The following is a 23,000-nucleotide window of genomic DNA, read 5'->3' on the forward strand; positions in this document are numbered from 1 at the left end:
CAGCGGAAGGCGACAGAAGCCAGGCGGGCCGCTCCAGCCACGGGCGGGCCAGTGCGCCCGTGTCCCTGCGGAGCGCGGAGTGCAGCAGCGGCCACGGGCTGATCCTGCGCAGTTGAAGGCTCTTCCGTAGGTCCTGCAAGATCGATTATGGCTCAGGACTCTCCCTGGCCCGCTCACCTGCGGGGAGGGGAATCGCGGGAACTCCCCGTTTACGAATGAATCGTGCTATTGGCTGCGCGCTGCCGAGGCCGACCACGGGTAGGCGCCCGGGACCGCAGCCTCGACGTGTGGCCCAAGTCGCATGAATCTCCGTCCCGGCATTCGGGACTCTTCGGCCCCCCGCCGCACTCAGTGGCGGCTCGGGGTCCAATCTGACGTCCTGTGAGGGCACTTATGGCATGCGGAGGGTGCGGCGAGGCCGGATAGGTCTAGACAGCGAAGAGGGCCAGGTCGCCGACCTGGGCCCTCTTGCAAGAGCGGATGACGGGAATCGAACCCGCGCTATAAGTTTGGGAATCACCCGACACTTGGCCCCGGCCAACCCCGTGACCTGCGCGAACGCCCATCTTCTGTCTGGTGTGACTGCTTCCGGTGTAGCCCTTGCTGACCGCTGGTTGCCGCTCCTGCTGGCACGTTGTGGCACGGTCCTGCCGAGATGCCGAGCAGCACGTACGGGGCCATCCGGGTAGATTCCTACTTTTTCGTCTCGAAGCGACGCTAGGGTCCGGGAATCGGCTTCTCGATGATGAGGACGCACTGCCCATGCGACGCGTTTTGGCCCTCGCCACCACAGTCCTGCTCGTCTCGTCCCTGAGTGGGACCGTCCACGCGGAACCGTCACCCCCTGAGCCCCGTGCGGGCAAGTTCATCTGCCAAGTCAACGAGTACGCTCCGACGCTGGATGCCGAGGGGCGGATCCACGGCTATGCGGATCACACGTGCGACTCACGCCCTGACTGGGCCCCGAAGTGGCTGGAGGTCCGCCTCCTGAGCCGGGCTTGCGAGCGGTGTGCGGACCGTGAGGTGACCGTCTGGCGCCGAAGCGACCGTAAGGAGGACAACTGGAGGGTCTCCCGTATCTGGTTCGCAACGCCCTGCAAGAAGAGTTCCGCTGCTCGGTGGTACGTGACGGAGGCAAGGGCCTACGTCCAGAACGGTGCCTTCCATGGGGGCGGCAAGTCATCTCCGGCGAAGCTGGGGTGCTCGAATTGACGACGCCCACATCTGAGGGGCTGGGGTGGCTCCGGCCGCCGGCCGACGGGGCGGACGGCGCCGTCTGGTTGTTCGCCGAGCAGACGCCCTCAGGGACGGAACTCCTCGTCGGATCCGTAGTGGCCGCCGATCCTGACCGGGCCCCGGAGCCCGTCTGCTTCGTACCCGTCCCGGACGCGGCCCCGATCGCGGCCGACGAGCTGACCCTCCTCGGCCCACCGCGGGCCCGTCTGTCCCAGCTCATCCTCCCGGACACTCCCGGAAGCGCCGCCCGCATCCTGCTCCCCGACCGAGACGAGCAGTACGCACTCAACGGGCTCGCCGAACCCGACACCGAACCGGGCGCCTGCCTGCGCCTCCTGCTCCCGGGGGCTGTCGTGCACGAGGACGCCGAGTGGACCGTTCGGCACAGCGGGGTCGTGTCCTCCCCCGGAGGCTGCCACGTCGCCGCCCACGCCACGCGCCGCCCGGGCGCATCCGACTTCCCCGATCCCTGGCCGCGGCAGCCCCTGAGACTTCTCTTCGAGCACGCTCCCGACACGGACGACCCCGAGGAAATCTCCGGCGGAGGAAGCGGCACACCCCCGCACTTCGATGAATACCGTGCCGTCACCGCCACCGCGGACCGCCGACCGACCGCCGTTGTACTCGTCCTGGACGATCCGACCCGTGAAGGTCCCCCGATCCGGCTGAGGCTCCCGCTCCCCACAAGCTGAGCATGCACGCTCTTCGCCGTCATGCAGGCCGGAGGGGGCTGCCGGCGACCGTGCTCGGGCCGGCGGGTGGGCGGTGGCTCCGAACCATGCGTACAGGCGGCCCAGTTGGCCAGGTCTTCGGGCATGTGCAGGAGCGGGGTCATGAGCAAGCCCAGCGAGGCTAGACAGGTCTGTGCACGACAAAGCCCCAGGTCGCTGACCTGGGGCTTTGTCCTGGAGCGGATGACGGGAATCGAACCCGCGCTATAAGCTTGGGAATCTATGATGCGCAGCGCATCTGTAGGGCTCTGAGCTGCGAAAACACCCTGATGAGCGACCTGTGGCGAGGGTCCGTCCTGCCCCGTGGTGACCGTTGTTCACCCCTCCGAAGGGCACGGATGGGGCACGTATCCGTCGGCTTGATGCCGTGGAACCTTCCGGCTGTGAGGGGGACGCGGAACTGAAGTTCCCGTACCCAGGCGCCAGACCCTCTTCACGTGTGCGAGGGGTTCAGCCGTGCTCTTCCTCCTCGGATTCCATGTGTCGGATTCCTTCGTGGGTGAGGGTGACCATCGAGGGGGTGTTGCCCGGTTCCCAGTCGACGGTGATCAGGCCTTCGCCCGCCAGGTAGGTGCAGGCGGCGGCCAGGTCCTGTTCCGGTACGTGGAGGTCGCGCCGTAGCTGTGCTCCGGTGATGCCGAGGAGGCGGTTGCCTTCGACGGCTTCGTACAGGACCCGGAGCACCTGGTCGCGGTAGGTCTTGCGTTCGCGCAGTGTGGCCATGACCGCGTCCTCTCGTGTGCGGGGGTGGACTCCGGGGTCCGTGGGGTTCTCAGGTCTCGTCGGAGTGGGTGCCGGTGCAGACGGGGGTCCGGCTGGCGGCCAGCCAGGAGCGGGCGGGGCCGGCGGGTCTTGCCGTGTCCACGGTGAGGTGGAGGCGGGTGTTGCCGTCGAGGCCGGGATAGCTGCGCTGTTCCGCGCCGGCGAAGCAGCCGCGCAGTGCTTCTGCGACCGCTCGGGCGGCTTCGGGCGCGTGCGCGATGATCCGTACCTCGGCGTGCCCGAGCGACGGCAGTGTCTGGGTCTCGATGTACTTCACGTGGGCGTGTTCCCTTCGTGGTGGGCGAGGAGCCGGCGGGTGGGGGCGCCGTGGCGCCCCCGTCCGCTGCCCCTGGTCGGAGGAAAGTCTGTTCCTCACCGGTCGGCATCCGTGTGGTGGGCTCGACGACTGGTGTCGTCCGGCAGGCCGGGAGGCCTCGGCAGGGGGTCGCTGAAGTTGTAGGCCTCGATCCGGGCGTCGTGCTGGGCGTTGAGCAGGTGGATCAGGCGCATTCCGATGCCGGCCGCGAGGATGGTCACGGCGATGAGGACGAGGGTCTCCACGGAGCTCACCTCCAGCCGTTCCCGGGCAGTGGGAGGGTGCGGCGGTCGATCGGATTTCCGAAGGGGGACATGCAGGCTCCGCCTTCGCTCTCCCAGCCGGCTTCCTGGCGCCGGGCGTCGTCGCGGATACCGCGCCCGATGGCGGCTTCGTTGGCCATCAGGACGCTCGCGGTGAGGTCGCTGCCGGGGATCGCGGCGGCGGTCATGAGCCGGGCCGCGGCGGCGGGCTCGGTCTCGGGCGGGATGACGAGGAGGTCCCAGCGCCCGACGGTGTAGGAGAGCAGGATCAGTTTGTCGGGGTCCTGTTCGGTGAACCAGCCCACGTGCAGCGTGCGCCCGTCAGCGGGCACCGTGTGCGGTACCGCAGCCCAGTGGACGGGGTTCACGGTGACGCGGGTGATGCGTCCCCAGGGTTCCTCCAGGGCGGCGGCCAGCGCGGGGAGCTCGGTCGTGAGGTCGCGGGAGTGGGGCCACCAGGCCCCGTCCAGCTGGCCGGCGAGCATGGTCTTCGGTGCGAGGGACAAGCGGGCCGGGAGCTCTGTGGCGAGGTTGCGGGGCGCGGTCCGGTCGAGGGTCTTGGTCATGATGCGGACCTGCCTCCGGACTGCCCGTCGGCAGCCCGGACATTAGGCGATCGCCAGGAACGACACCCGCGTGAAAGCCGGTGCGCGAAGTACTCCCAGTGCTTTCACTGTACGCCCGTTCGGTGGAGTCTGACCGGCGTGACCAGCCATTTTCCGGCGGGCGGTGCACCGGGCGGCCGGAGTTTCGCGAAACGGCGGGCTCGCGCAGCTCGCCGACCGGGCACCGGCGTCGGCATCGGCACCGAACAGCGGTGAGGTGCGGCTGCACCCCGTGAACGGGCGGACTCAGATGGCTGACTCCGCCTCGCTGCTCGTACAGAGGTGCGGGGTCGGCTGTGGGGGAGGGAGGATGGGAGTCGCGGGCAGCGGGTGGAAGGAGTCCCGGGATGCGCGCAACCGAACCCTTCCCGGCCTACCCCGGCCAGCCGTCGGATGGTGATTCCCCCGAGCCCGGTGGGCTACTGGATGTCCTGAAGGTGGCGGCCGTGGTGCTCGACGCGGACGGGCGGATCACCTTGTGGAGCCCGCAGGCCGAGGAGCTGTTCGGATACACCTCTGCTGAGGCTCTCGGCCGGTTCGCGGGCCGGCTACGGTCCACGAGCAGCACCTGGAGCTGGTGGTCGACCTGTTCGCTCGGGTCATGGCGGGCGGGGGGAGCTGGGCGGGCGTGTTTCCCGTGCGGCACAAGGATGGCGGCACGCGGCTGGTGGAGTTCGGAACATGCGGCTGGAGGACGGCCGGAAAGGCGTCTATGCCCTGGGCCTGGCCACCGACCAGGCGACGTTGCGGCGGGTGGAGCGGGATCTGGCGCTGTCCACCCGGCTGATTTCGCAGTCCCCGATCGGGCTGGCGGTGATAGACACCGATCTGCGGTACGTGACCGTCAATCCGGCGCTGGAACGTATCAACGGTCTGCCGGCTGCCGAGCACGTCGGCCGGAACGTCCGCGAGGCATTGCCCTTCTTGGACGCCGAGGCCATCGAGTCCGCGATGCGTGACGTTCTGGCCGACGGAATCCCGATCCTTGACCGCGAGTCCAAAGCTGCGCACCCCGGCCGACCCCGACCGTGAGCACGTGTGGTCGGTGTCCTTCTACCGGCTGGAGGCTTCCAACGGGAAGGTGCTCGGCGTCGCGACGTCCGTCGTCGACGTCAGTGAGCGGCATCGCGACAAAGCCGAGGCCGCCCGGGCCCGGCAGCGCCTCGCGCTCGTAGCCGATGCCTCCCTGCGCATCGGGACCACGCTCGATCTCGACCAGACCGCCCGCGAATTCGCCGAGGTCTCCGTGCCGGAGCTGGCCGACGTGGCCGCGGTGGACGTGCTCGACAGCATCCTGCACAGCCGGGCAGCCGTTGCCGTACACGAAGGGTCAGCGGTGTTCAGGGCCCTGGCCGTGGCTGCCGCGTACCCCACCGACGCGGTGCGCGCGGCCGATCCGCCGGGTGAGGTGGCACGCTACGACGCCGACCGGCTGGTCACCCGGTGCGTGAACACCGGCCGCCCGGTCCGCGTGCCGCGCGTGGACGCCGATGACCTGATCCGCATCGCCCGCAGTCCCGAAGCCGTCGGCATGCTGGCCGCCGCAGGCCTCCACTCCTACCTGGCCGTGCCGCTCATCGCCCGCGGCGAAGTCCTCGGTGCCCTCGACCTCAAGCGCCTGCGCAATCCGGAACCGTTCACGGCCGACGACGAGGTCCTGGCCGGCGAGCTGGCCGCGCGGGCCGCCGTGTGCATCGACAACGCACGCTGGTACCAGCAGGCACGCAAAACCGCCCTCACCCTCCAGCGCAGCCTCCTCCTTCAGGAGCCGCCGGACCCGCCCGGCCTGGACATCGCCTACCGCTATAAGCCCGCCCAAGCGGCGGACGAGGTCGGCGGCGACTGGTTCGACGTCATCCCCCTGACGGGCGACAAGACCGCCCTCGTCGTCGGCGACGTCATGGGCAGCGGCATCAGCGCCGCCGCAACCATGGGTCAGCTCCGCACCGCGACCCGCACACTGGCCGAACTCGACCTCGACCCCGCGCAGGTACTGCGTCACCTCGACCGCCTGACCGAACCCATGGGGCAGACCATCACGACCTGCGTCTACGCGGTCTACGACCCCCGCCACACCCGCTGCCTCATCTCCAACGCGGGGCACATGCCCCCCGTGTTGATGCGTCGCGGACGGCCGCCCAAACTACTGGAACTGCCCACCGCGGTCCCTCTCGGTGTCGGCGGGATCCTCTTCCACACCACCACGTTCGATCTGTACCCGGGCGACCAACTGGTCCTCTACACCGATGGCCTGGTCGAAACCCGCGACCAGGCCATCGACGAACGCCTGAACGCCCTCCTCGCCCTCCTCGCAACGCCGCCGCGATCCCTGGAGGAGACCTGCGACATGCTCCTCCACGCCCTGCGTCGCCCCGGCGACCACGACAACGTCGCCCTGCTCATCGCCCGGGTCCAGCCCTGACACTCCCGCGGCCGGGCTCTGGGTGTGTGGGTGAGTGGTGCTCTGGTCAGAGCGACTCGTCGTGCAGGTCTTCCTCGCGCAACAGGTCGTCCTCGCGGCGGCGCGAAGTCTCCTTCCGGCCCTGCTTCTGTCCCTGCTCGCGGGACGCCTTGCCCGGCTGGGGGTGCGCGGGGTCACCGGGGCGATGATGCTCCTGCGCCTCGCGGCCCTTGCCCGGCTCCTGATGCCTGTCCTGTGAATCGCCCATGACAGAGACTCCTCCAGATCCGTGGGGTTGGATTCCTCGCGGATCACGCTGACACGCATAGTGACAATCTGCATCATCTCGCCTACCTGGTGTGGCTTACGGGTGACACCCGTCCTCGGTGTGGCGGCGTCGGAAGGCGGGCCGTCCCTTCGGCGCCGAGGATGGGCGCGATTCCCACCCGCCCCCTGCTGTCAGGAGCCCGTCTCATGCTGGAGCGCACGCTGCGCAAGGACCGCACGGAGGTCACCTTCGTCCTGCCCGCCGACACCCCGCCCGGCCCGGTCAGCGTGGTGGGCGACTTCAACGACTGGCAGCCCGGTACCCACACCCTGCGGCCGCGCAAAGACGGAAAACGGGCCGTCACGGTCGAACTGCCGAGCAAGAGCACGCATTCCTTCCGGTACCTGGCCGCCGGTGACTACTGGTTCAACGACGAGAGCGCCGGCGACCAGGACGGACCCAACAGCCGTCTGCACACCTGATGGACCCAGCGGCGTGACCTGACACCGGCTGGCGCGGCACGTCGGCCTCCCTGTGGAAGACGACTGACGGCAGCCACTCGACATCGAGTAGGTCCTTGGGGCCCAACCTGACGTCCCGCGAGGGCACTGATGGTAAGAGCCCAACAGAATCTGGGCAACAAACAAGCCCCAGGTCGCTGACCTGGGGCTTTGCTGTGGAGCGGATGACGGGAATCGAACCCGCGCTATAAGCTTGGGAATCTACTGCGCGGAGCGTGTGGAGATGGCACCTGACCTGCACAAACAGTTCCTGGGGTGTTCTTCGTAGAGCCCCTCCGCGATCCCCTTCTGACCGCTGCTGACCGTCCTTAAGGGCACGGTTGGGGCATGTACCCGGCACACGCCCGGCGAGGGTTCGACCCAGGTGGCGATACCGGCGATGCCGAGGCCCAACGACGGCATGCCCGAGAGGGGACCTTGCAAGCGCAATCGCTGCTTCGCTGGGCGGCTCGACCTGTGCGATGCCGAGGGCTGGTCTCTGGGTCAGGGGCTTCGGCTCCCGAGTGGCCCCGGCAGGCGAGTCTGAGCGTCGGCAGTCTGTCGTTGGCCGGGCGTGACGTTACTGCGATGACGCCTTGGCCCGCTTTGCTCCACCCCAGAGTGAGCCCGGGTTCGCCCGGGTCGGGTACAGGGCGAGCATCGCCTCGTACAGTTCGGCCGCAGTCTTGGTCTCGGCGTCGAGCCGGTTGAAGTCCGCCAGGTACTGCTTGGTCTCGGCCAGGATCTTCGGGTCGTCGGGCAGGTCGGGGTTCTTGTGGCCGGCGACGACGTAGGCGGGGTCGAGTGCGGCGAGCGTGTCGGTGGCGCGCATCCACTCCTCGCGTGACGCGGTGGTGGTCTCGCCCAGGTACTGGTGGATGCCGTTGTAGGCGACATCGCCGGCGACGACCAGCCGCAGGTCCGCCGCCCACAGCGCGGTGCTGCCCTCGCAGTCGGTGAAGCCGGTCTCCACTGCCCGTAGCTCATGGCCTTCGAGGGTGAAGGTGTCGCCTTCAAGGACTTCCGGGAAGACCTGGGGCAGCGGGACCTGCCCAGGGAAACGCGAGGTCCAGAAGGTGTCGACGTAGGGCGGTGTGCCCTCGAACCTCGCCTTGGCCACGGCTGCGGCGGTCGAGATCGCCTTGGCCTCGGGAAATGCCTCGAGGAGCTGCTTCACGCCGAAGCCGTGGTCGCCATGGCCATGCGTGATGTAGACGTAGGCCAGGTTGCGGTCGTGGGCCTTCACCCAGTCGACGAGCTGCTGGTTCTGTTCGACGGTGAGGAACGTGTCGACCAGCGCGGCGTCACGCTCACCGAGGATCAGTGTCGCGGTGTTGACCACCCACTGGAGCTCTGGCGGAGTGCCGGCCGGCAGGTCGCGGGTCAGACCTGACCGGCGCAAGCACAACGTCTCGTACCGCAGCGCTGATGTGGCTTCCGGCATGTAGTGGCTACCTTCCACTCTCGTCGAGATCCAGGCCAACACATCCGGCTTGGTCGGGCGCCAGGTTGGCCTCGGACCCAGGGCCGGGACTCGACGAGCTGCCGACCCGACTTCCAAGACCCATCCTGCGGGCTCGCATCCGATCCGCAACACGACCACCAGCCCGCCGCCGTCCGGCGTCCAGGCCTGTCACCGGTCACGTAGGCACAGGCCGGCGTGTTCAGCCCTCGATGCGGGCTGCTCGTCCGCGTAGCTCCCGTGTTTCCGGGACACCACTGACGGGATCGCGGTGAAGGTCTCCGCAACCTCCTCGACGTGCTCCGGCGGGCCCCGAAGCCGAGCCTGGTCTAGCGTGGAAGGGGGCCGAAACCGCATCGCGACGACGGGTGGGCCTCCCGGCTCCTGATCGACCGGATCAGGAGCCGGGAGGGCGGTGCCGACCGATGGGCAGGTGGGGCCATGTCCAGTGCAGCCGGCGCGACTGGCACCGACACCGGCACCCGCGACCACGACGTGATCGTCGTCGGTGGACGCTGCGCAGGGGCACCGACCGCCATGCTTCTCGCCCGCCTCGGACACAGGGTCCTCCTGGTCGACCGGGCGACGTTTCCGAGCGACACGATCTCCACCCATCTGATCCACCCGCCGGGCCTCGCCGCGCTGGAGCGTTGGGGGTTGCTGGATCGGGTGGTCGAGACCGGTTGCCCGCCCATCGACACCTACGCGTTTGACCTCGGCCCCTTCACCATCACGGGTTCGCCGGCCGGAGAGGGCTTCGACGCCTCGTACGCACCGCGACGCACCGTCCTGGACGAGATCCTCATCGACGCTGCGGCGGAGTCCGGTGCCGAGGTGCGCCAGGGGTTCACCGTCGAGGAGATCTTGACCGACGGGGACACGGTGACCGGTATCAAGGGCCACGGCAAGGACGGGAGGACCGTCACCGAGTACGCCCGGTTCGTCGTGGGCGCGGACGGACTCCACTCGTCGGTCGCGAAGGCGGTGGGCGCCGTCGGCTACGCGGAGAAACCGAAGATCAACGCCTACTACTACACCTACTGGTCCGGGCTTCCGATGCGCGGGACGTTCGAGGCGTACGACCGCGGGGACCGGGCCTTCGCCGCCTGGCCCACCAACGACGATCTGACACTGCTCATCTGCGCCTGGCCGATGCGTGACTTCGAGGCCAACCGTGCGGACGTCGAAGGCAATTACCGTGCGACGCTGGCCCTGGCGCCGGCCTTCGCCGAGCGGGTCTCGGCCGCCACCCGGGCCGAGCGGTTCCTGGGCATGGCCATCCCCAACTACTTCCGCAAGCCCTACGGCCCAGGCTGGGTGCTGGTCGGCGATGCCGGATACCTGAAGGACCCCATCACCGCCCAGGGCATCCAGGACGCCTTCCGGGATGCGGAGCGGTGCGCCCGGGCACTGGGCGACACACTCGACGGACGGCAGCCCTTCGACGAAGCCATGCGGGCGACCCAGGAGGCGAGGGATGCCCAGGTCATGAGCATGTACGAATTCACGGCGGAGTTCGCAACGTTGGAGCCGCCGCCTCCCGAGATGGAGCAGCTGCTCCTCGCGGTGTCCCAGAGCCCGTCGGCGCAGGACGAGTTCGCCAGGGTGACGGCTGGAGTGACGCCGCCCGAGGTGTTCTTCGGACACATGGAGGAACGGATGAGCGGCCATACGGGGAACGCGGCCTGACCGCCTTGACCGGCGTAGTGGCACGCGCCCCGGCGTAGCGTGTCGTCACCGGGAGGTGCGGCGACGCCGACAGGTGCCCCGGCGCCTCGTGTGGCTGGGGAACCTCGACGGTGTGGTGGTCAGGTGCGGGGGTGTGTTTCGTACATGCGGACGGCGACGAGGAGGCCGGAGGCGGCGGTGAGGGCGGCGATGGCGTAGATGGCGGTGGTCAGGCCGTAGGCGTCGGCGAGGACGCCGGCGAGGAGGGCGCCGACGGCGAAGCCGCCGTCCCGCCAGAGCCGGTAGACGCCGACGGCGCGGGCTCGCCACGCGGGGTGGGCGACGTCGCCGATGATGGCGAGCAGGGTGGGGTAGACCAGGGCGGTGCCGATGCCCAGCAGGATTTGCGCGGTGGCCCAGACGCCGAAGGTGGTGCCGGCGGCGACGAGGGCGATGGCGGCGGCCTGGAGCAGCATGCCCGCGGTGATGAGGTGTTTGCGGCCGATGTGGTCGGACCACCAGCCGGTGAGCATCTGTCCTGCGCCCCAGACGGCGGGGTAGAGGGCGGCGAGGATGCCGATCTGGGCGATGGACAGGCCGTGGGCGGCGAAGAGCAGGGGGAAGATGCCCCAGGCGAGGGCGTCGTTGAGGTTGTTGACGAGGCCGGCCTGGCTTGCGGCCGAAAGGGCTTTGTCGCGGAGGCTGGTCAGGCGGGCGATTTGCCCGGTGGTGAGTTCCCCGTCGTGGCCGCCGCCCGTGGGGTTGGTGTGGCGGTCGGCCTCGAGGCGGGCGTGGTCGCGGGTCTCGCGTACGGCGAAGACGGACAGGCCCAGAGCCAGGACGACGTAGGCGGCCCCGAGCAGGAACGGTGCTGGGCGTAGTCCGGCGTGTTCGGCGATGGCGCCGGTGGCCATGGCGGTCGCGGCGACGGCGCCGTATCCGGCGGCTTCGTTGAAGCCCATGGCGAGTCCCCGGCGTTCGGGGCCGGCCAGGTCGATCTTCATGATGACGGTGGTGGACCAGGTCAGGCCCTGGTTGATGCCGAGCAGGATGTTCGCGGCGATGATCCAGCCCCAGGACGGGCCCCAGGCCAGCATCGCGGGCACGGGCAGGGCGATCAGCCATCCGGCGATCAGGACCGGTTTGCGGCCGTACCGGTCCGACCAGGTCCCGGCGAAGAAGTTGGTGACGGCCTTCGTCGCGCCGAACGCCACGATGTAGGTGAGGGCGGCGGTGTAGGCGGAGAGGTGGAAGACGTCGTCGGCGAGCAGTGGCAGGACGGTGCGTTCCTGGCCGAGCATCCCGCCGACGAGCGCGTTGACCGCGACGAGCAGGGCGAACTGGGGGAGGTTGGCCCGCAGTCCGAGCCGTATGCCGGTACTGGAATCGCCGCTTGCGTGGATGCTCACGCCCCCTCCTGCAGGGGGCGGCCGGTGGCCTTGGCCCAGTCACCCGGGCCGCCGTCGAGGACGGCGAGATCCCGCTGCCCGGCGCGCTGCAGGAGGCTGGCGGCCGTCATGGCGCGCTCGCCGTGACCGCAGGCCACCACGGCGCCGGCCGGAGCCTCGCCTGAGCGGGCTGCGAGATCGCCGAGTTCGATGTGGACCGCGTCAGCGATGTGCCCCGCGGTGTGTTCCGCACGCTGGCGGATGTCCAGTACGGGCCGGCCCCCGATGCGGTCGGCGGTGAGCAGTTCGATGCTCTGGCGCTGTCCCCCGGCGGTGGTCCAGGCGTCCATGCCGCCTTCGAGGTGCCCGGCCAGCCGCTCGTATCCGATCTTCAGGGCCTGCCAGGTGAGCTCCGCGAGGTCCTGACCGGGGGAGGTGACGAACACGAGCGGGCTGTCGTCGGGCAGCAGCCAGCCGAGCCAGGTGGCGAACTGCCCGCGTAGCGGGTTGGAGATCGCGCCGGGTATGTGGCCTGCGGCGAAATCGGCGACGGAGCGGACGTCGACGAGCTGAGCGCCCTGGCCGAGGAGGCCGCGGACCTCGGCCACCGTGAGCGGGGCGAGCGTGGGCGCGGACCCTAGGACCGCGGGCCCGCGCCGGTTCACCTCACCGAGCCGGTCGAAGTACGCCGGGTAGGAACCGAGACTCCCCAGCAGCTGCCGCACGAAGGCGTCCTCGTCCGGCGCAGCGAGCAGCGGGTTGGCCCGACGCTGGTCACCGATGGTTGTGGTGCGCTCGGCGCCGGGAGGGGCGGAGCAGAACGAGCCCGCGCCGTGGGTGGGCCAGACCGCCGTGCTGTCCGGCAGCTCGGCCAGGCGCCCCAACGACCGGTACTGGGCACGGGCCAGCTCCTCGGCGCGGTCGGCGCCGAGGAGGTCGGTGCGCGCGGCTGAGCCGACGATCAGCGAACCCCCGGTGAAGACGCCCAGCTCGCGGGTGCCGTCCAGGAGCAGGAAGGAGAGGTGTTCGTCGGTGTGGCCGGGGGTGGCCAGCGCGCGGAGGGTCAGGCCGCCGAGGTCGGTCTCGTCGCCGTCGGCGAGGGGCGTGTGCGGGAAGGCGCGGTGGCCGGCTGCCGAGGCCAGGACCGTCGCGTCGTCGTCGTGCGCGAGCTGGACGGCGCCGGAGAGGAAATCGGCGTGCAGGTGGGTGTCGGCCGCGTACGCCACCCGCAGCCGCCGCCGTCCGGCAGCGGCCCGCAGTGCGCGCAGGTCCCGGCTCGCGTCCACCGCGAGGGCGCGTCCGTCACCGAGGTCGACGAGGTAGGAGCTGTTTCCCAGCCCCTCGTCGACCAGCGGTATCAATTGATCGTCGGCGAAGCCCATCAGGTCCTCCAGGTGACACGGTAGGGGCTCGGTGGTTCCAGCGCCCATCCACGGATACAATATTCCATGGATCTATGGAGGATGCCATGGGAGATGCCGTACGCAAGTCGGCCCTGTACGACGCTTTCGCCCTCACGGGCAAGGCACTGAGCAGCGGGAAGCGCTTGGAACTGCTCGACCTGCTGGCGCAGGGCGAGCGCACGGTGGACGCGCTCGCCAAGGCGGCCGGACTGAACCTGACCACGGCCTCGGCGCACCTGCAGACCCTCAAGCAGGCCGGACTCGTCGCCACCCGCCGAGAGGGGGTACGGATCCACTACCGCCTCGCCGGCGACGACGTCGCTGCCCTCTACGCCCTCCTGCGCCAGGTCGCCCAAACCCACCAGGCCGCCGTCGAACCGGCTCGCACCGCATACCTCGGCACGGACGCAGCGGAAGAGGTCGACCGAGAGGAACTACGGGCCCGCGCCCAAGCGGGCGAAGTCGTCGTCCTCGACGTCCGCCCGGCCGAGGAATACGCCGCAGGCCACATTCCCGGCGCGATCTCCATCCCGGTCGAGGAACTCGCCGAGCGCATCGCCGAACTACCGGACGACGTCGAGGTCGTCGCGTACTGCCGCGGCGCCTACTGCGTCCTCGCCCACGACGCCGTACGCCTGCTCCACCAGCACGGCCGCAAGGCCCTGCGACTCACCGACGGCATGCTGGAATGGCGTCTGGCCGACCTGCCTGTCGAGGCGGAGGCCGCCGCCTGATCCTTTGCCTGCACCCGTCCCACGAGTCACGCGCTCCGCTGGGGGCTGTACCGGCTCATGGCGTCGCAGTCGAGGCGGGAACTGGCCAGGCCTTCTGGGTGACGAGGGTGTCCGGAGGGAGTGCGTCGAGGTCGATGCCGGGGTTGGTCATGCGGTGATCGTTCTTCCCGTTCTTCAGGTACATGCTCCGAAAGTAGGGTTCCGGCAGGCGCGGTAAAGGCTCGCGTCACCCGTTTGGCCAGGAGCGCGTAAAGGTGCTGGGGTCGTGCGGGGCGCCCGGCGTGATCGGTTCTCGTCGATCTCGCCGGAATCAATGGCCTGTGCAAGCCAACGCAGCGTCAGGCCAGGTACGTTGCCCCCATGGCTGACTTCTTGATCGTGATCACGACCGTGGACAATCAGGACGCCGCGCGGAAGCTGTCGCGCTCAGCAGTGGAGGCGAATCTGGCCGCTTCCGGGCAGGTGACCGGGCCCATCGAGACGACGTACCGGCACCTCGGACAGGTCTCCGAGGGGACTGAGTTCCAGGTGACCTTCCGTACGGCCGGTGACCGGCGCGAAGCGCTGGAGAAGCACCTGGCGGACAACCATCCCTACGACTCGCCCGAGGTCATCGCCTTCACCATCGACGCCGGCCGTGCCGAGTACCTGGACTGGATCACGCGGGCCACCCGCTAGCCCTTGGCCCGTTCCAGCAGCGCACCGACCGGGGCGATGGACCGGTGGGGCTCCAGTCGCTTGACCATCAGGCGGGCCCGCACCATCGGCCGGATCGACGCGAGTCCCTCGGAGAGGTCGAACACCCGGGTCGTGATCACGGTCGCGTGCTCGATCTCGCCGGCGTCCAGGTAGGCCGCCGCCAGCCACGACAGGTAGAGCGCCTTGTCTCGGGACCGGGAGTCGTCGTACCGGCCCAGGGCGTCCTCCAGGGCCGGGATCGCCCGCAGGGGCCGGTGCAGCTCCGACCAGCACCTGCCCGTCATGATCGCGATCTCGTCGTGGTCCACCCAGTACGCCCAGTCGGGGCCCGGCTCGTCGCCGGGCTCGTGGATCGCCTCCTCGGCGAGGCCCAGGGCGTAGTCCGCTTCCCGGGCGTTCCCCGAGGTCGCGTGCTGCCAGGCCAGTCGGTCGGCCAGCAGTGCCCGTACGACGGGTGCCGTCCCCGGACCGAGCGCCTCGTACGCGGCCGTGGCGAAGCGGATCCCGGAGTCGCCGCCCACGGTCCATTCCAGGTACGCGAGGAAGGCCAGCGAGTTGCCTTCCAGGGAGCTGTCCTGGGCCGTGCGTGATGCGGCCAGGGCGGTCATGTAGTGCCCGCGGGCCTCCTCGTACTGGCCCGCGTCGTATGCCGCCCAGCCTGCGAGTTGGGCCTGTTCGGCGATGATTCCCCGCAGTCCCCTGCCGGTCGCCTCGCTGTAGACCCCCTCGTCGGCCAGACGGGTCGTGGTCGCCAGCTCGCGGACGTACATCTGGTAGGTGTCGCCACCGCCCACGAAGTCGTCGAGGCGCCGGAGCCGGGCGGTGCGCTGGCTCAACTGCCGTGGGACGTCTGCTCCGATCCTCCGTCCTGATGAGAGCAGAGAAGAGGGCTGTATGACGGCGATCCCGGCGCCGGCCGAAGCCGTCATGAATCCGCGGCGGTCGAACACTTCGTTCTCCTGGTCGGTCTGGTCCTTCTGCTCCTGTCGGCGAAGGCGTCGGGCGAGAGCGACAGCCCGACGGAGCTCCTCCTCCGGTACGCCGAACTCCGCGGCCAGCAGCGCCCGTGAAGCCGGGTCGGGCAGCCGCTCGTGGGTCTCCCACCTGGAGACCGCGCCCTGCTCCAGCGGGTACCCCCGGCGCACGGAGAGATCGGCCGCCAGACCCTCCTGCGTGCGTCCGCCGGCCATGCGCAGGCGCCGCAGCAGCGGCCCGATCGGCTCCACACCGTCGCCCTCGTTCGTGGTCATCATCGCCATCCCCCGACCGTCGGCAGAGCCCTGATCCCAGCCTGGCCATAAAACCTGGCCATGTCCCCGGAATGGCCATGCCTTCTGGCCCATCCATCCAAACGCGTACGGCAGTTGACTGGTCACAGCCGCCCGGGAAAGGCGGCCTCCCCCTCGCAGCGGGCCGCAAGGCCGTACCCCATGTCGCACCTGCGGCCCGCTGCGTCCCCCGGAGCGAAGAGCCAGCCCGAGCCCAAGGAGAGAGCCGTGGCCCCTCAGATCCGTCCGCGCCAGCGTCAGACCATGCCCGGCTGGGTCAGCGAAGGAACGCCGGTCTTCGACCCGCTGGAGAACCGGCGGGGCATCGTCCAGTTCATCGGCGAGTACGAAGACCCGGCCACCCGCGTCTCGTACGCGAACGCGGTCTTCGCCCGGCCCGAGGGCGGAGGCTCGGAGTGGATCGTCAAGGACCCCTCCAGCCTGGAGCGAGGCTGAACCGCAGGGCCCTGCGGGGATGGCGCCAGCAGCTCGCAGTCCTGATCTACATCGCGGCCACCTGCGTCCTGGTGGTCACTCTCGCCCTCGCCGGCGACACCGCGCCCTGACACCGCGGGTGCACGCGCAGCACCATCCCCGCCCCCAGATTTCCCGCAGGAACCCCTGCGGGCCACATCAAGGATCAGGAAGGAGTACGGGATGAACGAGAACGCTCCCACCGAGCAGGCCAGTGGTCTGCTGATCGGTGTCCGCCGGATCAACGCGGCGCGGTCGCGCGCCGAAGAGGCTTCGGACAACACCGGTGGCAAGTCGGACATGAACGACACCTGATCGACCGAGGAGACCCACGGTGATTGATTCCGCATCGTGGGCGCAGCGTCTGGGCGGGGACACGTTCCTCGCCCAGACGTGTTTCCGCGCCCACGCAGTGATCCGTTCAGCCGGCGCCGCCGTTCCCACCCTGTTGACCTGGGACGACATCAACGAGATCGTCGCCGCGCACCGGCTGGAGCCGCCCCGCATGCGACTCTCCCGCGCGGGGGAGGCCGTCCCCGCGACGGCGTACTCCGTCCTGCGCACGAACCGGCGCGGGGTGTCCTGGTACCAGCCTCAGCCGACGGAGTTCCACGCGCGCCTCGCCGAGGGGGCGTCCCTCGTCATCGACGCGATCGACCAGATCCACCCGCCCGTCCGGGCAGCCGCCGCCGGCCTCGAACGGTTCTTCCGGACCCCCGTCCAGGCCAACGCGTACGCCTCCTGGACGTCCGAAGAGGGCTTCGGTACCCACTGGGACGACCACGACGTCGTGGTCCTCCAACTCGAAGGCTCCAAGCGGTGGAAGATCTACGGACCCACCCGGCAGGCCCCCGCCTGGCGCGACGTCGAAGCTCCCGAGGCCCCGACGGGCGAGCCGATCGCGGACATCGTCCTGACGCCCGGCGATCTCCTCTACCTCCCGCGCGGCTGGTGGCACGCGGTGAGCGCCGACCAGGGCACCGCATCGCTCCACCTCACCTTCGGGCTGGCCACGCAGACCGGTGCGGAGTTCCTGGGATGGCTGTGCGACGACCTCCGGACCAGCGCAACCGTCCGCTCCGACGTCCCCCGCTTCGGCACGCCCGAAAAGCGGGCGGACTACCTGGGCGCCGTACGCAAGGAGGTGCTGTCCGCTCTGGAGGACCCGGCGGTTCTGGACCGGTGGGAGAGGTCGCTGGACACCACACACCCGGGGCACCCGCGCCTTTCCCTGCCGCACCTGGCGACCGTTCCGCCCGAGCCCGGGATCACCGTCCAGGTCACCGTGCCCCGCGCCCGGGTGGACCAGGACGCCGAGGCGGTGACCTTCTCCGGCGCCGGGCGCGAGTGGACCTTCGCACTGCGCGCCGCACCGCTGCTGCACCGCCTGGCCGGCGGGCCGCCGGTCACGCTCGGGGACCTCGCCGCCGCATCCGGCCTCACCGTCGCCCAGAGCGCTGAGATCGTCTCGGCTCTGGTCGGCGGACAGGCCGCCGCCGTGATCGGGGCACCCAGGTGACCGCCGCCCTCGGCCTCGGGACGTACCGGGTGCGCGCTGTCGAGGAGCCGGCGCGCGCGGCGTGTTCCGACGGGCTGGTGTGGCTGGACACCGCACCCAACTACGCCACGGCCCACCAGGCACTCGGCCCGGTCATCGCCGACCACCCCCGCGCCATGATCGCGACGAAGACTGGCTTCTTCACCCAGCAGGAAGGCGAGGCCGCAGTGGCGGCCGGAGTCCTCCCACCCGGGGAAGCCGCAGTCGGCCACAGCCTCCACCCCGGCTTCGCCCGCTGGCAGACCGATCGCTCCCTCGCGACCCTGGGCCGCGCCGACATCGTGTTCGTCCACAACCCCGAGCACGCCCACCAGGACCGTGGGGTGCTGCACGCCCGGCTGCGCGACGTGTTCTGCGAGCTGGAGGAGTACGCCGCCGAAGGCCGCATCGCCGGATACGGAGTGGCCACCTGGTCCGGCTTCCAGCACGAGGCATTCACCGTCCCCGAACTCCTCGGCCTGGCCAAAGAGGCCGCCGGATCGGGTGAACACCACCTCGGCGCGATCCAGCAGCCGGTCAGCCTCGTCATGGTCCGCCCGATCGCGCTCGCCCTCGGCGGGCGGGGCCCGCTCGTCCAGGCTCGCGCCGCCGGCCTGCTCACATTCGGCTCCTCACCCCTGCATGGCGGCGAACTCCTCGACTTGGCCACACCCGAACTCGCCGAGTTCATCCGACCCGGCACCAGCACGGCCGCCGCCTGCCTCCTGACTGCGGCGTCCTGCCCGAGCCTGGACGTGGTACTGCTGTCCGCCAGTACGCCGCAGCACTGGAAGGCCGCCAAGGAGGCCATCGCCTCGCCGCTCGAACCGGACCAGCTCAGGAGGGTCATCGATGTACTCGCCCAAGGATGAGATCACCAGGGCCCGCATGGAGGACGCCCTCGCCACCGCATCCTCACATCTGGCCACCGCTCCGACGGGCCCGCTGTCCTGGGGATGGCTCGGCCGGACCGTCGGCTCCCGCACCGAGAACGGCCACTGGCTCCGCGTCCACTGCGGCGAAGCTGCCAAGACCCCCACCACCCGGAACGAGGGCATCGCGCTCGCCGAGGAACGGGTTTCGGACAAGGTGTCCCGCCCCCACCTTCACGACCTGTACCGATGGGAGGGTGGGGAGTACGTCTTCGAGGCCGAGCTGATCGACTACATCGCCCAGCCCGTCATCTCCCCGGAAACCCCCGACCTCACGGAGGACCCAGGTCTCCCGGGCTCCTGGTGGGCGACGCTGCGGGAGAGCCTGGACGCCCTCAGCGCTGCCGAGCCGCCCCGCGAGACCATCCGTCAGTCCTGGGCGGACCGCGTGTTCCCCGAGTTCCTCGGCATCCCCGCGCCGACCATCACCGAACGCGTCACCGGGCACGCCGATCTCCAGTGGGCCAACCTCACCCACCACCCCCTAGTCATCCTCGACTGGGAACGCTGGGGCGCCGTTCCTGTCGGCTACGACCCGGCCATGCTCTACGTCAACAGCCTCCGCGTCCCCGCCGTCGCCGCACGCATCCGCACCGAGTTCGCCGACGTCCTGGACACACCCGCCGGCCGGATCGGCGAACAGGTCGCCCTCGCCGAAATGCTCCAGGCCGTCGGCCGCGGCTGGTACAGGGAGCTGGCTCCACTGTTGCGCCAGCGCGCGGAGGAAGTGACGGGCATCCTTCCTCGCTGAGCGTCAACAACCAAGGAGACAGACCAACATGATCGAACGAGTCCGAGCCGTCCTCGTCACCGCGGCCGACACGATGCTGGTCATCCGCCGCACCAAGCCCGGAATCCCCATGTACTGGGTGCTCCCCGGCGGCGGGGTCGAGGAGAGCGACGAGTCCCGGGAGGCCGCCCTCCACCGGGAGATCCACGAAGAGATCGCGGGGAAGGCCGACATCGTCCGCCTCCTGCACACGACGGAGTCCGACACCGAGCGTCAGCTCTTCTACCTCGCCCGCATCGCGACATGGTCCTTCGAGGACCGGACCGGCCCCGAGTTCACCGCCGAGGGCCGTGGCGAGTACGCGCTGGAGGAGATCCCGCTGACCGTGGAGGGGCTCGACGGCATCGACCTCAAGCCCGAGGAGATCGCCCGCGTCCTACGGGGCGCCATCGGCGCCGGCACGCTCGGAGCTGGGGTCGTGGCCTAGCCGTACGCCATGCGGACATGCCACCGGGGCCAACGCGGAATCGCGTTGGCCCCGGTGGGTGGTGTTGGTCAGAAGGTGTACGCGGTGAAGCGGCGAGGGGGCTCGGTCATTCGGCCAAGCAGCTGGTCCAGCTGGGCCCTTTCGGCCTCACCCGTGAGCTCGACGGCATTGCCGAGGGTCTTCTTCGTGAGTTGATCCATGAACGGGGCGAGGAACCGCTGGAGGGCTTCCGGGGCTTCCTCCGTCGTCCGCAGGTACTCCATGTAGCGAGTGTGCTGCGCGGCGAACTCTTCGAACTCGTCGCGCGTGGCGTGCAAGGCGGTGGTCTGCTCCTCCTTGGTGAAGGGGCGGCCGTCTATGTGGGACCAGGTTTTGGTGTCGCGCCGGTATTTGAAGTCCGAGTCGCAGAGGAGGGCGACGACGGCGGGTCGGATTTCGGTTTCAGGCATGCGAGTGCTCCTCGAAAGTGTGCGGGAAGGGCGTTGTTTCAAGTGTCTGGAGATTCCCCGGTTTGGCTGACCGGGGATCGTCGGCTATGTTGCGCCGCGCGCTCCGGTCAGCGGTGACGGAAGCGGTGTGCAGCCTGGGCGGTCGGCCGCCCTGTGCCGAGAGGCCAGGTGGGAGCAGCGGGGTGAGCCTGGATGCTCGTGCCGCGCTTCGGGCACGATGATTCCGGGTCGGAATTTGGTTTGGGCATACGAGGATTCCTTGCGGGGCGATTGCTGGTGGTGCCTTCAATGCTCCGCAGGATCCGGGAATTCGATAATCCTGGATCGTCGGATATAAGCGGCGCCGCGATGGGTCGGCTCAGCGACGGCGAGCGTTGTCGCCGGCGGCCTTGACGGTCGTCCGTGTGGTGGACGGCGGGGCCTGGACGCTGCCGGTGCGCGCGATGCCGGAGGGCGCGGTGACGGGGTCGGCGGGTAGCTGCGCAAGGTGCCGAAGCCGCCAGACGAGGACTTCGCTGATAGAGGTGGCGCTGCCCAACTCCCTCTGCTGGGCTGCTTCGGCGAGCAGGTCGGCGGGGCTGTGGCCAGCGGCCTGGGCGTAGGCGAGGGTGGCCGCCAGGCCGGGCCAGCCGGGTTCGGCCAGGATCTGTTCCGCCAGGTCGGGGATGGCGTGGCGCAGGGCCGCTGCTTGCCGGTCTTGCAGGGGCCGGGACATGTGGCGGCCCCGCTGCTGGAGGAGGGTCATGGGCTGGGCCGCGGCGGCTTCGTAGGCGGCCCGGAGGTGGTCGGCTGCCTGGAGGGCGGCGACGGCCTGCTGGGCGTGGTTCTTCTTGGCGTGCCAGGCGGAGGCCGCTACGGCGAGGAAGAACGCCATGTCGATCAGCATCGCGCCCGTGGCACCGTCCTGGCCCCGCCCCAGGGCCGGACCGCTGTGCACGAGATCGCGGGCAGCTTGGCGCAGGGCCTCGTCCTGGCCGCGTTCGGCGCGCACGTGGGAGCGGGCCGCCCGCTCGAAGGCCGTGGCCGCATGCCGCAGCTGGGTGCGGGTGTGGGCGGCGGAGGTCTTGGCGAGGGCGTCGAGGACTTCGCCGGCGGCGGCGAGCTGGGCGGCCACGGTTCCGTCGTCACCGTGATCGATGAGGAGCACCGCCTGCCAGACAGCTCCCGTGGCGCGGCGACGAGCGGATGCGGGACGGCTTGCCTGGGCGGGCGTAGGCCGGGCCTGTGCGCCCGTCCAGCGTTCGCGGAGGCGGGGCAGGGAGAGGTCGGGCGCGAGCTTGGACCCCGAGTAGTGGACGGGCGCACCGTCCTTGTTGCGGTCCTCGGGCAGGGCGACGGTGTAGCCGAGGGTGTCGCCGGAGGGGGCTATCCGGCGCTTGACGAGGAGGCCGGCGGAGGCGACGCGGTCGAAGAACTCCGCCTCCGACCCGGTACCCGCTGCAGCGCGGCGGACGGTCTCGCGCAGTTCCTCGCGGGCGGTACGGTCCCGGCCCTGTCGCTGGGCTTTGTGGCGTTCGGCGCTGGTGGGGCGCTTGGCTGCGGTCCCGTCCCCGGGCGCCACACGGTAGAGGTCGTAGTCGGCCTCGATGCGACGGCATTCCGCCTGGGCGCGCTTGCCGGAGCGGTGGTGGTCAGGCTTGCGGCCGTCTTCGCGTACGAGGGTGGCGATGAGGTGGACGTGGTCGTCGGCGTGGCGGATGGCCGCCCAACGGCAGCCCGCACCGTCGCCAGGGTCGATGCCGGTGGCGGCGATGACGCGGCGGGCGATGTCCGCCCACTCGGCGTCGGTGAGCGTGCGGTCGCCGGGGGCGCTTCTGACGGAGGCGTGCCAGACGTGCTTGTCCGGTCGGGTGCCCGCAGGGAGCAGGTGGAGGGGTTCGTCGAGGAGCTGCTGGAGATCCTCCTCGGTGGCGCCGAGGTCGCGGCCGGGGTCAGGGGCGAGGCCGTCGAAGGAGGCGACCAGGTGAGGGTCGACGTGCTCCTCGGTCCGGCCGGCGCCAAAGAGGTAGGCGAGCAGACCGGCGGTGTCGCCGCCCTGCTTGTGGATGGAGGGGATCAAGCGGTCTGGGTTCCTTCGGGGTTGATCATGCGGGTCGTCAGCTGGCGGATGTCCTCGACGGCGCGGCGGACGGCGGCGATGGTGTCGTCGAGTCCTTCGGGGGCGATGCCCAGGTGCAGGGCTTTGGCCGTCTGGTTGAGGTTGTTGTTCGCGATGCCGAGCTGGCGGCGCAGTGCGAACAGGGTGGTGAGGACGTCCTGCTCGGTGGCGATGACGGCAGCGGTGCGGCTCAGGTCGCGGGCAGCGGCGAGTGTGCTGTGCGCGAGGAAGCCGGCCAGGGTCATGCCGACGGCCGCTGCGCCGGCGGAGGCGAGCGCGAGCTCTGGCTCGCTGAGGCGGACGCTTCGTGCGAGGCGCTGCTCGCTGGCTCGGGGCCGGGGCTTGCCCCGGCGCTTGGCAGGCTGCGGTCCGCCCTCGGCCGCCGCCTTTCCGTCCCGTGCCCCCTGGCGCGGGACGGAGCCCGCCACCCCCGGGGCGGGCTCCGGTTCGGACGCGCCCCCGACGGGGGAGTGTCCGAACCTCCAACTTGCTGCGCTGTTTGCTGGGGTGGGGGTCGGCTGCTGGCCGATGAGTGGGGGCTTCTCGTAGTCGTGCATGTGCGGGTGCTGCTCCTGTCGTGGAGGTGGTC

24 protein-coding genes and 1 pseudogene are annotated in these 23,000 nt (G+C 70.1%); 12 read left to right on the plus strand and 13 right to left on the minus strand.

What is annotated here, in order from left to right; all coding sequences use genetic code 11:
• The first annotated feature begins 1,208 nt into the window (after nt 1-1,208).
• The gene (locus DRB89_RS02010) at nt 1,209-1,928 is read left to right on the plus strand and encodes a hypothetical protein (protein ID WP_162688444.1); all 720 of its coding nucleotides are present in this window, start codon (nt 1,209-1,211) and stop codon (nt 1,926-1,928) included.
• A 489-nt stretch (nt 1,929-2,417) separates the two neighbouring features.
• On the opposite strand, the gene DRB89_RS02015 is transcribed toward DRB89_RS02010, so the two are convergent.
• The 4 genes from DRB89_RS02015 to DRB89_RS02030 form a co-directional block, all read right to left on the minus strand.
• Nucleotides 2,418-2,690 carry a hypothetical protein gene (locus DRB89_RS02015; protein WP_112446186.1) on the minus strand — a complete coding sequence of 91 codons (273 nt, stop codon included), beginning with the start codon at nt 2,688-2,690 and terminating at the stop codon, nt 2,418-2,420.
• A gap of 49 nt (nt 2,691-2,739) precedes the next feature.
• The gene (locus tag DRB89_RS02020; protein ID WP_204357598.1) at nt 2,740-3,006 is read right to left on the minus strand and encodes a hypothetical protein; all 267 of its coding nucleotides are present in this window, start codon (nt 3,004-3,006) and stop codon (nt 2,740-2,742) included.
• Nucleotides 3,007-3,101: 95 nt separating this feature from the next.
• Nucleotides 3,102-3,290, minus strand: coding sequence for a hypothetical protein (locus DRB89_RS02025; RefSeq protein ID WP_162688445.1), 189 nt, complete (start codon nt 3,288-3,290; stop codon nt 3,102-3,104).
• Nucleotides 3,291-3,295: 5 nt separating this feature from the next.
• Nucleotides 3,296-3,874 (minus strand): DUF5994 family protein, encoded by a 579-nt coding sequence (locus DRB89_RS02030; protein ID WP_112446188.1) that lies wholly within the window; start codon nt 3,872-3,874, stop codon nt 3,296-3,298.
• A 386-nt stretch (nt 3,875-4,260) separates the two neighbouring features.
• Between DRB89_RS02030 and DRB89_RS02035 the strand changes: the two are divergent.
• A pseudogene (locus DRB89_RS02035) lies at nt 4,261-6,335 on the plus strand (SpoIIE family protein phosphatase).
• Nucleotides 6,336-6,381: 46 nt separating this feature from the next.
• Here DRB89_RS02035 and DRB89_RS02040 read toward each other — a convergent pair.
• Nucleotides 6,382-6,582: a hypothetical protein gene (locus DRB89_RS02040; protein ID WP_112446189.1), complete on the minus strand. Its 201-nt coding sequence runs from the start codon at nt 6,580-6,582 to the stop codon at nt 6,382-6,384.
• Between the two features lie 206 nt (nt 6,583-6,788).
• Between DRB89_RS02040 and DRB89_RS02045 the strand changes: the two genes are divergently transcribed.
• The gene (locus DRB89_RS02045; protein WP_112446190.1) at nt 6,789-7,064 is read left to right on the plus strand and encodes an isoamylase early set domain-containing protein; all 276 of its coding nucleotides are present in this window, start codon (nt 6,789-6,791) and stop codon (nt 7,062-7,064) included.
• Between the two features lie 598 nt (nt 7,065-7,662).
• Here the strand turns inward: DRB89_RS02045 and DRB89_RS02050 are convergent.
• The gene (locus DRB89_RS02050) at nt 7,663-8,526 is read right to left on the minus strand and encodes an MBL fold metallo-hydrolase (protein ID WP_112446191.1); all 864 of its coding nucleotides are present in this window, start codon (nt 8,524-8,526) and stop codon (nt 7,663-7,665) included.
• A gap of 459 nt (nt 8,527-8,985) precedes the next feature.
• Between DRB89_RS02050 and DRB89_RS02055 the strand changes: the two genes are divergently transcribed.
• The gene (locus DRB89_RS02055) at nt 8,986-10,233 is read left to right on the plus strand and encodes an NAD(P)/FAD-dependent oxidoreductase (RefSeq protein WP_112446192.1); all 1,248 of its coding nucleotides are present in this window, start codon (nt 8,986-8,988) and stop codon (nt 10,231-10,233) included.
• A 119-nt stretch (nt 10,234-10,352) separates the two neighbouring features.
• Here DRB89_RS02055 and DRB89_RS02060 read toward each other — a convergent pair whose 3' ends face one another.
• Together DRB89_RS02060 and DRB89_RS02065 are read right to left on the minus strand one after the other, a co-directional pair.
• Nucleotides 10,353-11,621, minus strand: a complete 1,269-nt coding sequence (locus tag DRB89_RS02060) for an MFS transporter (protein WP_112446193.1) — start codon at nt 11,619-11,621, stop codon at nt 10,353-10,355.
• The gene (locus tag DRB89_RS02065) at nt 11,618-13,030 is read right to left on the minus strand and encodes an MBL fold metallo-hydrolase (protein WP_239515980.1); all 1,413 of its coding nucleotides are present in this window, start codon (nt 13,028-13,030) and stop codon (nt 11,618-11,620) included. Before DRB89_RS02065 ends, DRB89_RS02060 begins: the two co-directional genes overlap by 4 nt.
• A gap of 38 nt (nt 13,031-13,068) precedes the next feature.
• On the opposite strand from DRB89_RS02065, the gene DRB89_RS02070 reads away from it, so the two are divergent.
• Nucleotides 13,069-13,737, plus strand: a complete 669-nt coding sequence (locus DRB89_RS02070; protein ID WP_112446195.1) for a metalloregulator ArsR/SmtB family transcription factor — start codon at nt 13,069-13,071, stop codon at nt 13,735-13,737.
• 55 nt (nt 13,738-13,792) lie between these two features.
• On the opposite strand, the gene DRB89_RS45860 is transcribed toward DRB89_RS02070, so the two are convergent.
• Nucleotides 13,793-13,921 (minus strand): hypothetical protein, encoded by a 129-nt coding sequence (locus tag DRB89_RS45860; protein ID WP_275431876.1) that lies wholly within the window; start codon nt 13,919-13,921, stop codon nt 13,793-13,795.
• 176 nt (nt 13,922-14,097) lie between these two features.
• On the opposite strand from DRB89_RS45860, the gene cutA reads away from it, so the two are divergent.
• Entirely contained in the window at nt 14,098-14,415 is a 318-nt protein-coding gene (gene cutA, locus DRB89_RS02075) for a divalent-cation tolerance protein CutA (RefSeq protein ID WP_112446196.1), read from the plus strand.
• On the opposite strand, the gene DRB89_RS02080 is transcribed toward cutA, so the two are convergent.
• Complete coding sequence (locus DRB89_RS02080; protein WP_112446197.1) at nt 14,412-15,695, minus strand: helix-turn-helix transcriptional regulator; 1,284 nt, start codon at nt 15,693-15,695, stop codon at nt 14,412-14,414. The two genes, cutA and DRB89_RS02080, sit on opposite strands and share 4 nt — an antisense overlap.
• A gap of 237 nt (nt 15,696-15,932) precedes the next feature.
• Between DRB89_RS02080 and DRB89_RS02085 the strand changes: the two genes are divergently transcribed.
• From DRB89_RS02085 to DRB89_RS02105, 6 genes are all read left to right on the plus strand, one after another.
• Nucleotides 15,933-16,160 carry a hypothetical protein gene (locus DRB89_RS02085; protein ID WP_112446198.1) on the plus strand — a complete coding sequence of 76 codons (228 nt, stop codon included), beginning with the start codon at nt 15,933-15,935 and terminating at the stop codon, nt 16,158-16,160.
• A gap of 201 nt (nt 16,161-16,361) precedes the next feature.
• Nucleotides 16,362-16,493: a hypothetical protein gene (locus DRB89_RS45865; protein WP_258054030.1), complete on the plus strand. Its 132-nt coding sequence runs from the start codon at nt 16,362-16,364 to the stop codon at nt 16,491-16,493.
• Nucleotides 16,494-16,512: 19 nt separating this feature from the next.
• On the plus strand, nt 16,513-17,697 hold the full coding sequence (locus DRB89_RS02090) for a cupin domain-containing protein (protein WP_112446199.1): 1,185 nt from the start codon (nt 16,513-16,515) through the stop codon (nt 17,695-17,697).
• A complete protein-coding gene (locus DRB89_RS02095) occupies nt 17,694-18,587 on the plus strand; it encodes an aldo/keto reductase (RefSeq protein ID WP_112446200.1) in 894 nt (297 codons plus the stop codon). Before DRB89_RS02090 ends, DRB89_RS02095 begins: the two co-directional genes overlap by 4 nt.
• Nucleotides 18,568-19,398, plus strand: coding sequence for a hypothetical protein (locus DRB89_RS02100; protein ID WP_112446201.1), 831 nt, complete (start codon nt 18,568-18,570; stop codon nt 19,396-19,398). The genes DRB89_RS02095 and DRB89_RS02100 overlap by 20 nt, the downstream gene beginning before the upstream one ends.
• Before the next feature lie 28 nt (nt 19,399-19,426).
• Complete coding sequence (locus DRB89_RS02105; RefSeq protein ID WP_112446202.1) at nt 19,427-19,864, plus strand: NUDIX domain-containing protein; 438 nt, start codon at nt 19,427-19,429, stop codon at nt 19,862-19,864.
• Nucleotides 19,865-19,932: 68 nt separating this feature from the next.
• On the opposite strand, the gene DRB89_RS02110 is transcribed toward DRB89_RS02105, so the two are convergent.
• The 3 genes from DRB89_RS02110 to DRB89_RS02120 all read right to left on the minus strand — a co-directional run bounded on the left by DRB89_RS02110 (nt 19,933) and on the right by DRB89_RS02120 (nt 22,968).
• Nucleotides 19,933-20,313 carry a hypothetical protein gene (locus DRB89_RS02110; protein ID WP_112446203.1) on the minus strand — a complete coding sequence of 127 codons (381 nt, stop codon included), beginning with the start codon at nt 20,311-20,313 and terminating at the stop codon, nt 19,933-19,935.
• A 358-nt stretch (nt 20,314-20,671) separates the two neighbouring features.
• The gene (locus DRB89_RS02115; protein WP_112446204.1) at nt 20,672-22,372 is read right to left on the minus strand and encodes a relaxase/mobilization nuclease domain-containing protein; all 1,701 of its coding nucleotides are present in this window, start codon (nt 22,370-22,372) and stop codon (nt 20,672-20,674) included.
• Entirely contained in the window at nt 22,369-22,968 is a 600-nt protein-coding gene (locus DRB89_RS02120; RefSeq protein ID WP_343234494.1) for a plasmid mobilization relaxosome protein MobC, read from the minus strand. The genes DRB89_RS02115 and DRB89_RS02120 overlap by 4 nt, the downstream gene beginning before the upstream one ends.
• Nucleotides 22,969-23,000 lie beyond the last annotated feature (32 nt).

Origin of the sequence: Streptomyces sp. ICC4 (genome assembly GCF_003287915.1) — a bacterium.
GTDB classification, from domain to species: domain Bacteria; phylum Actinomycetota; class Actinomycetes; order Streptomycetales; family Streptomycetaceae; genus Streptomyces; species Streptomyces tritrimontium.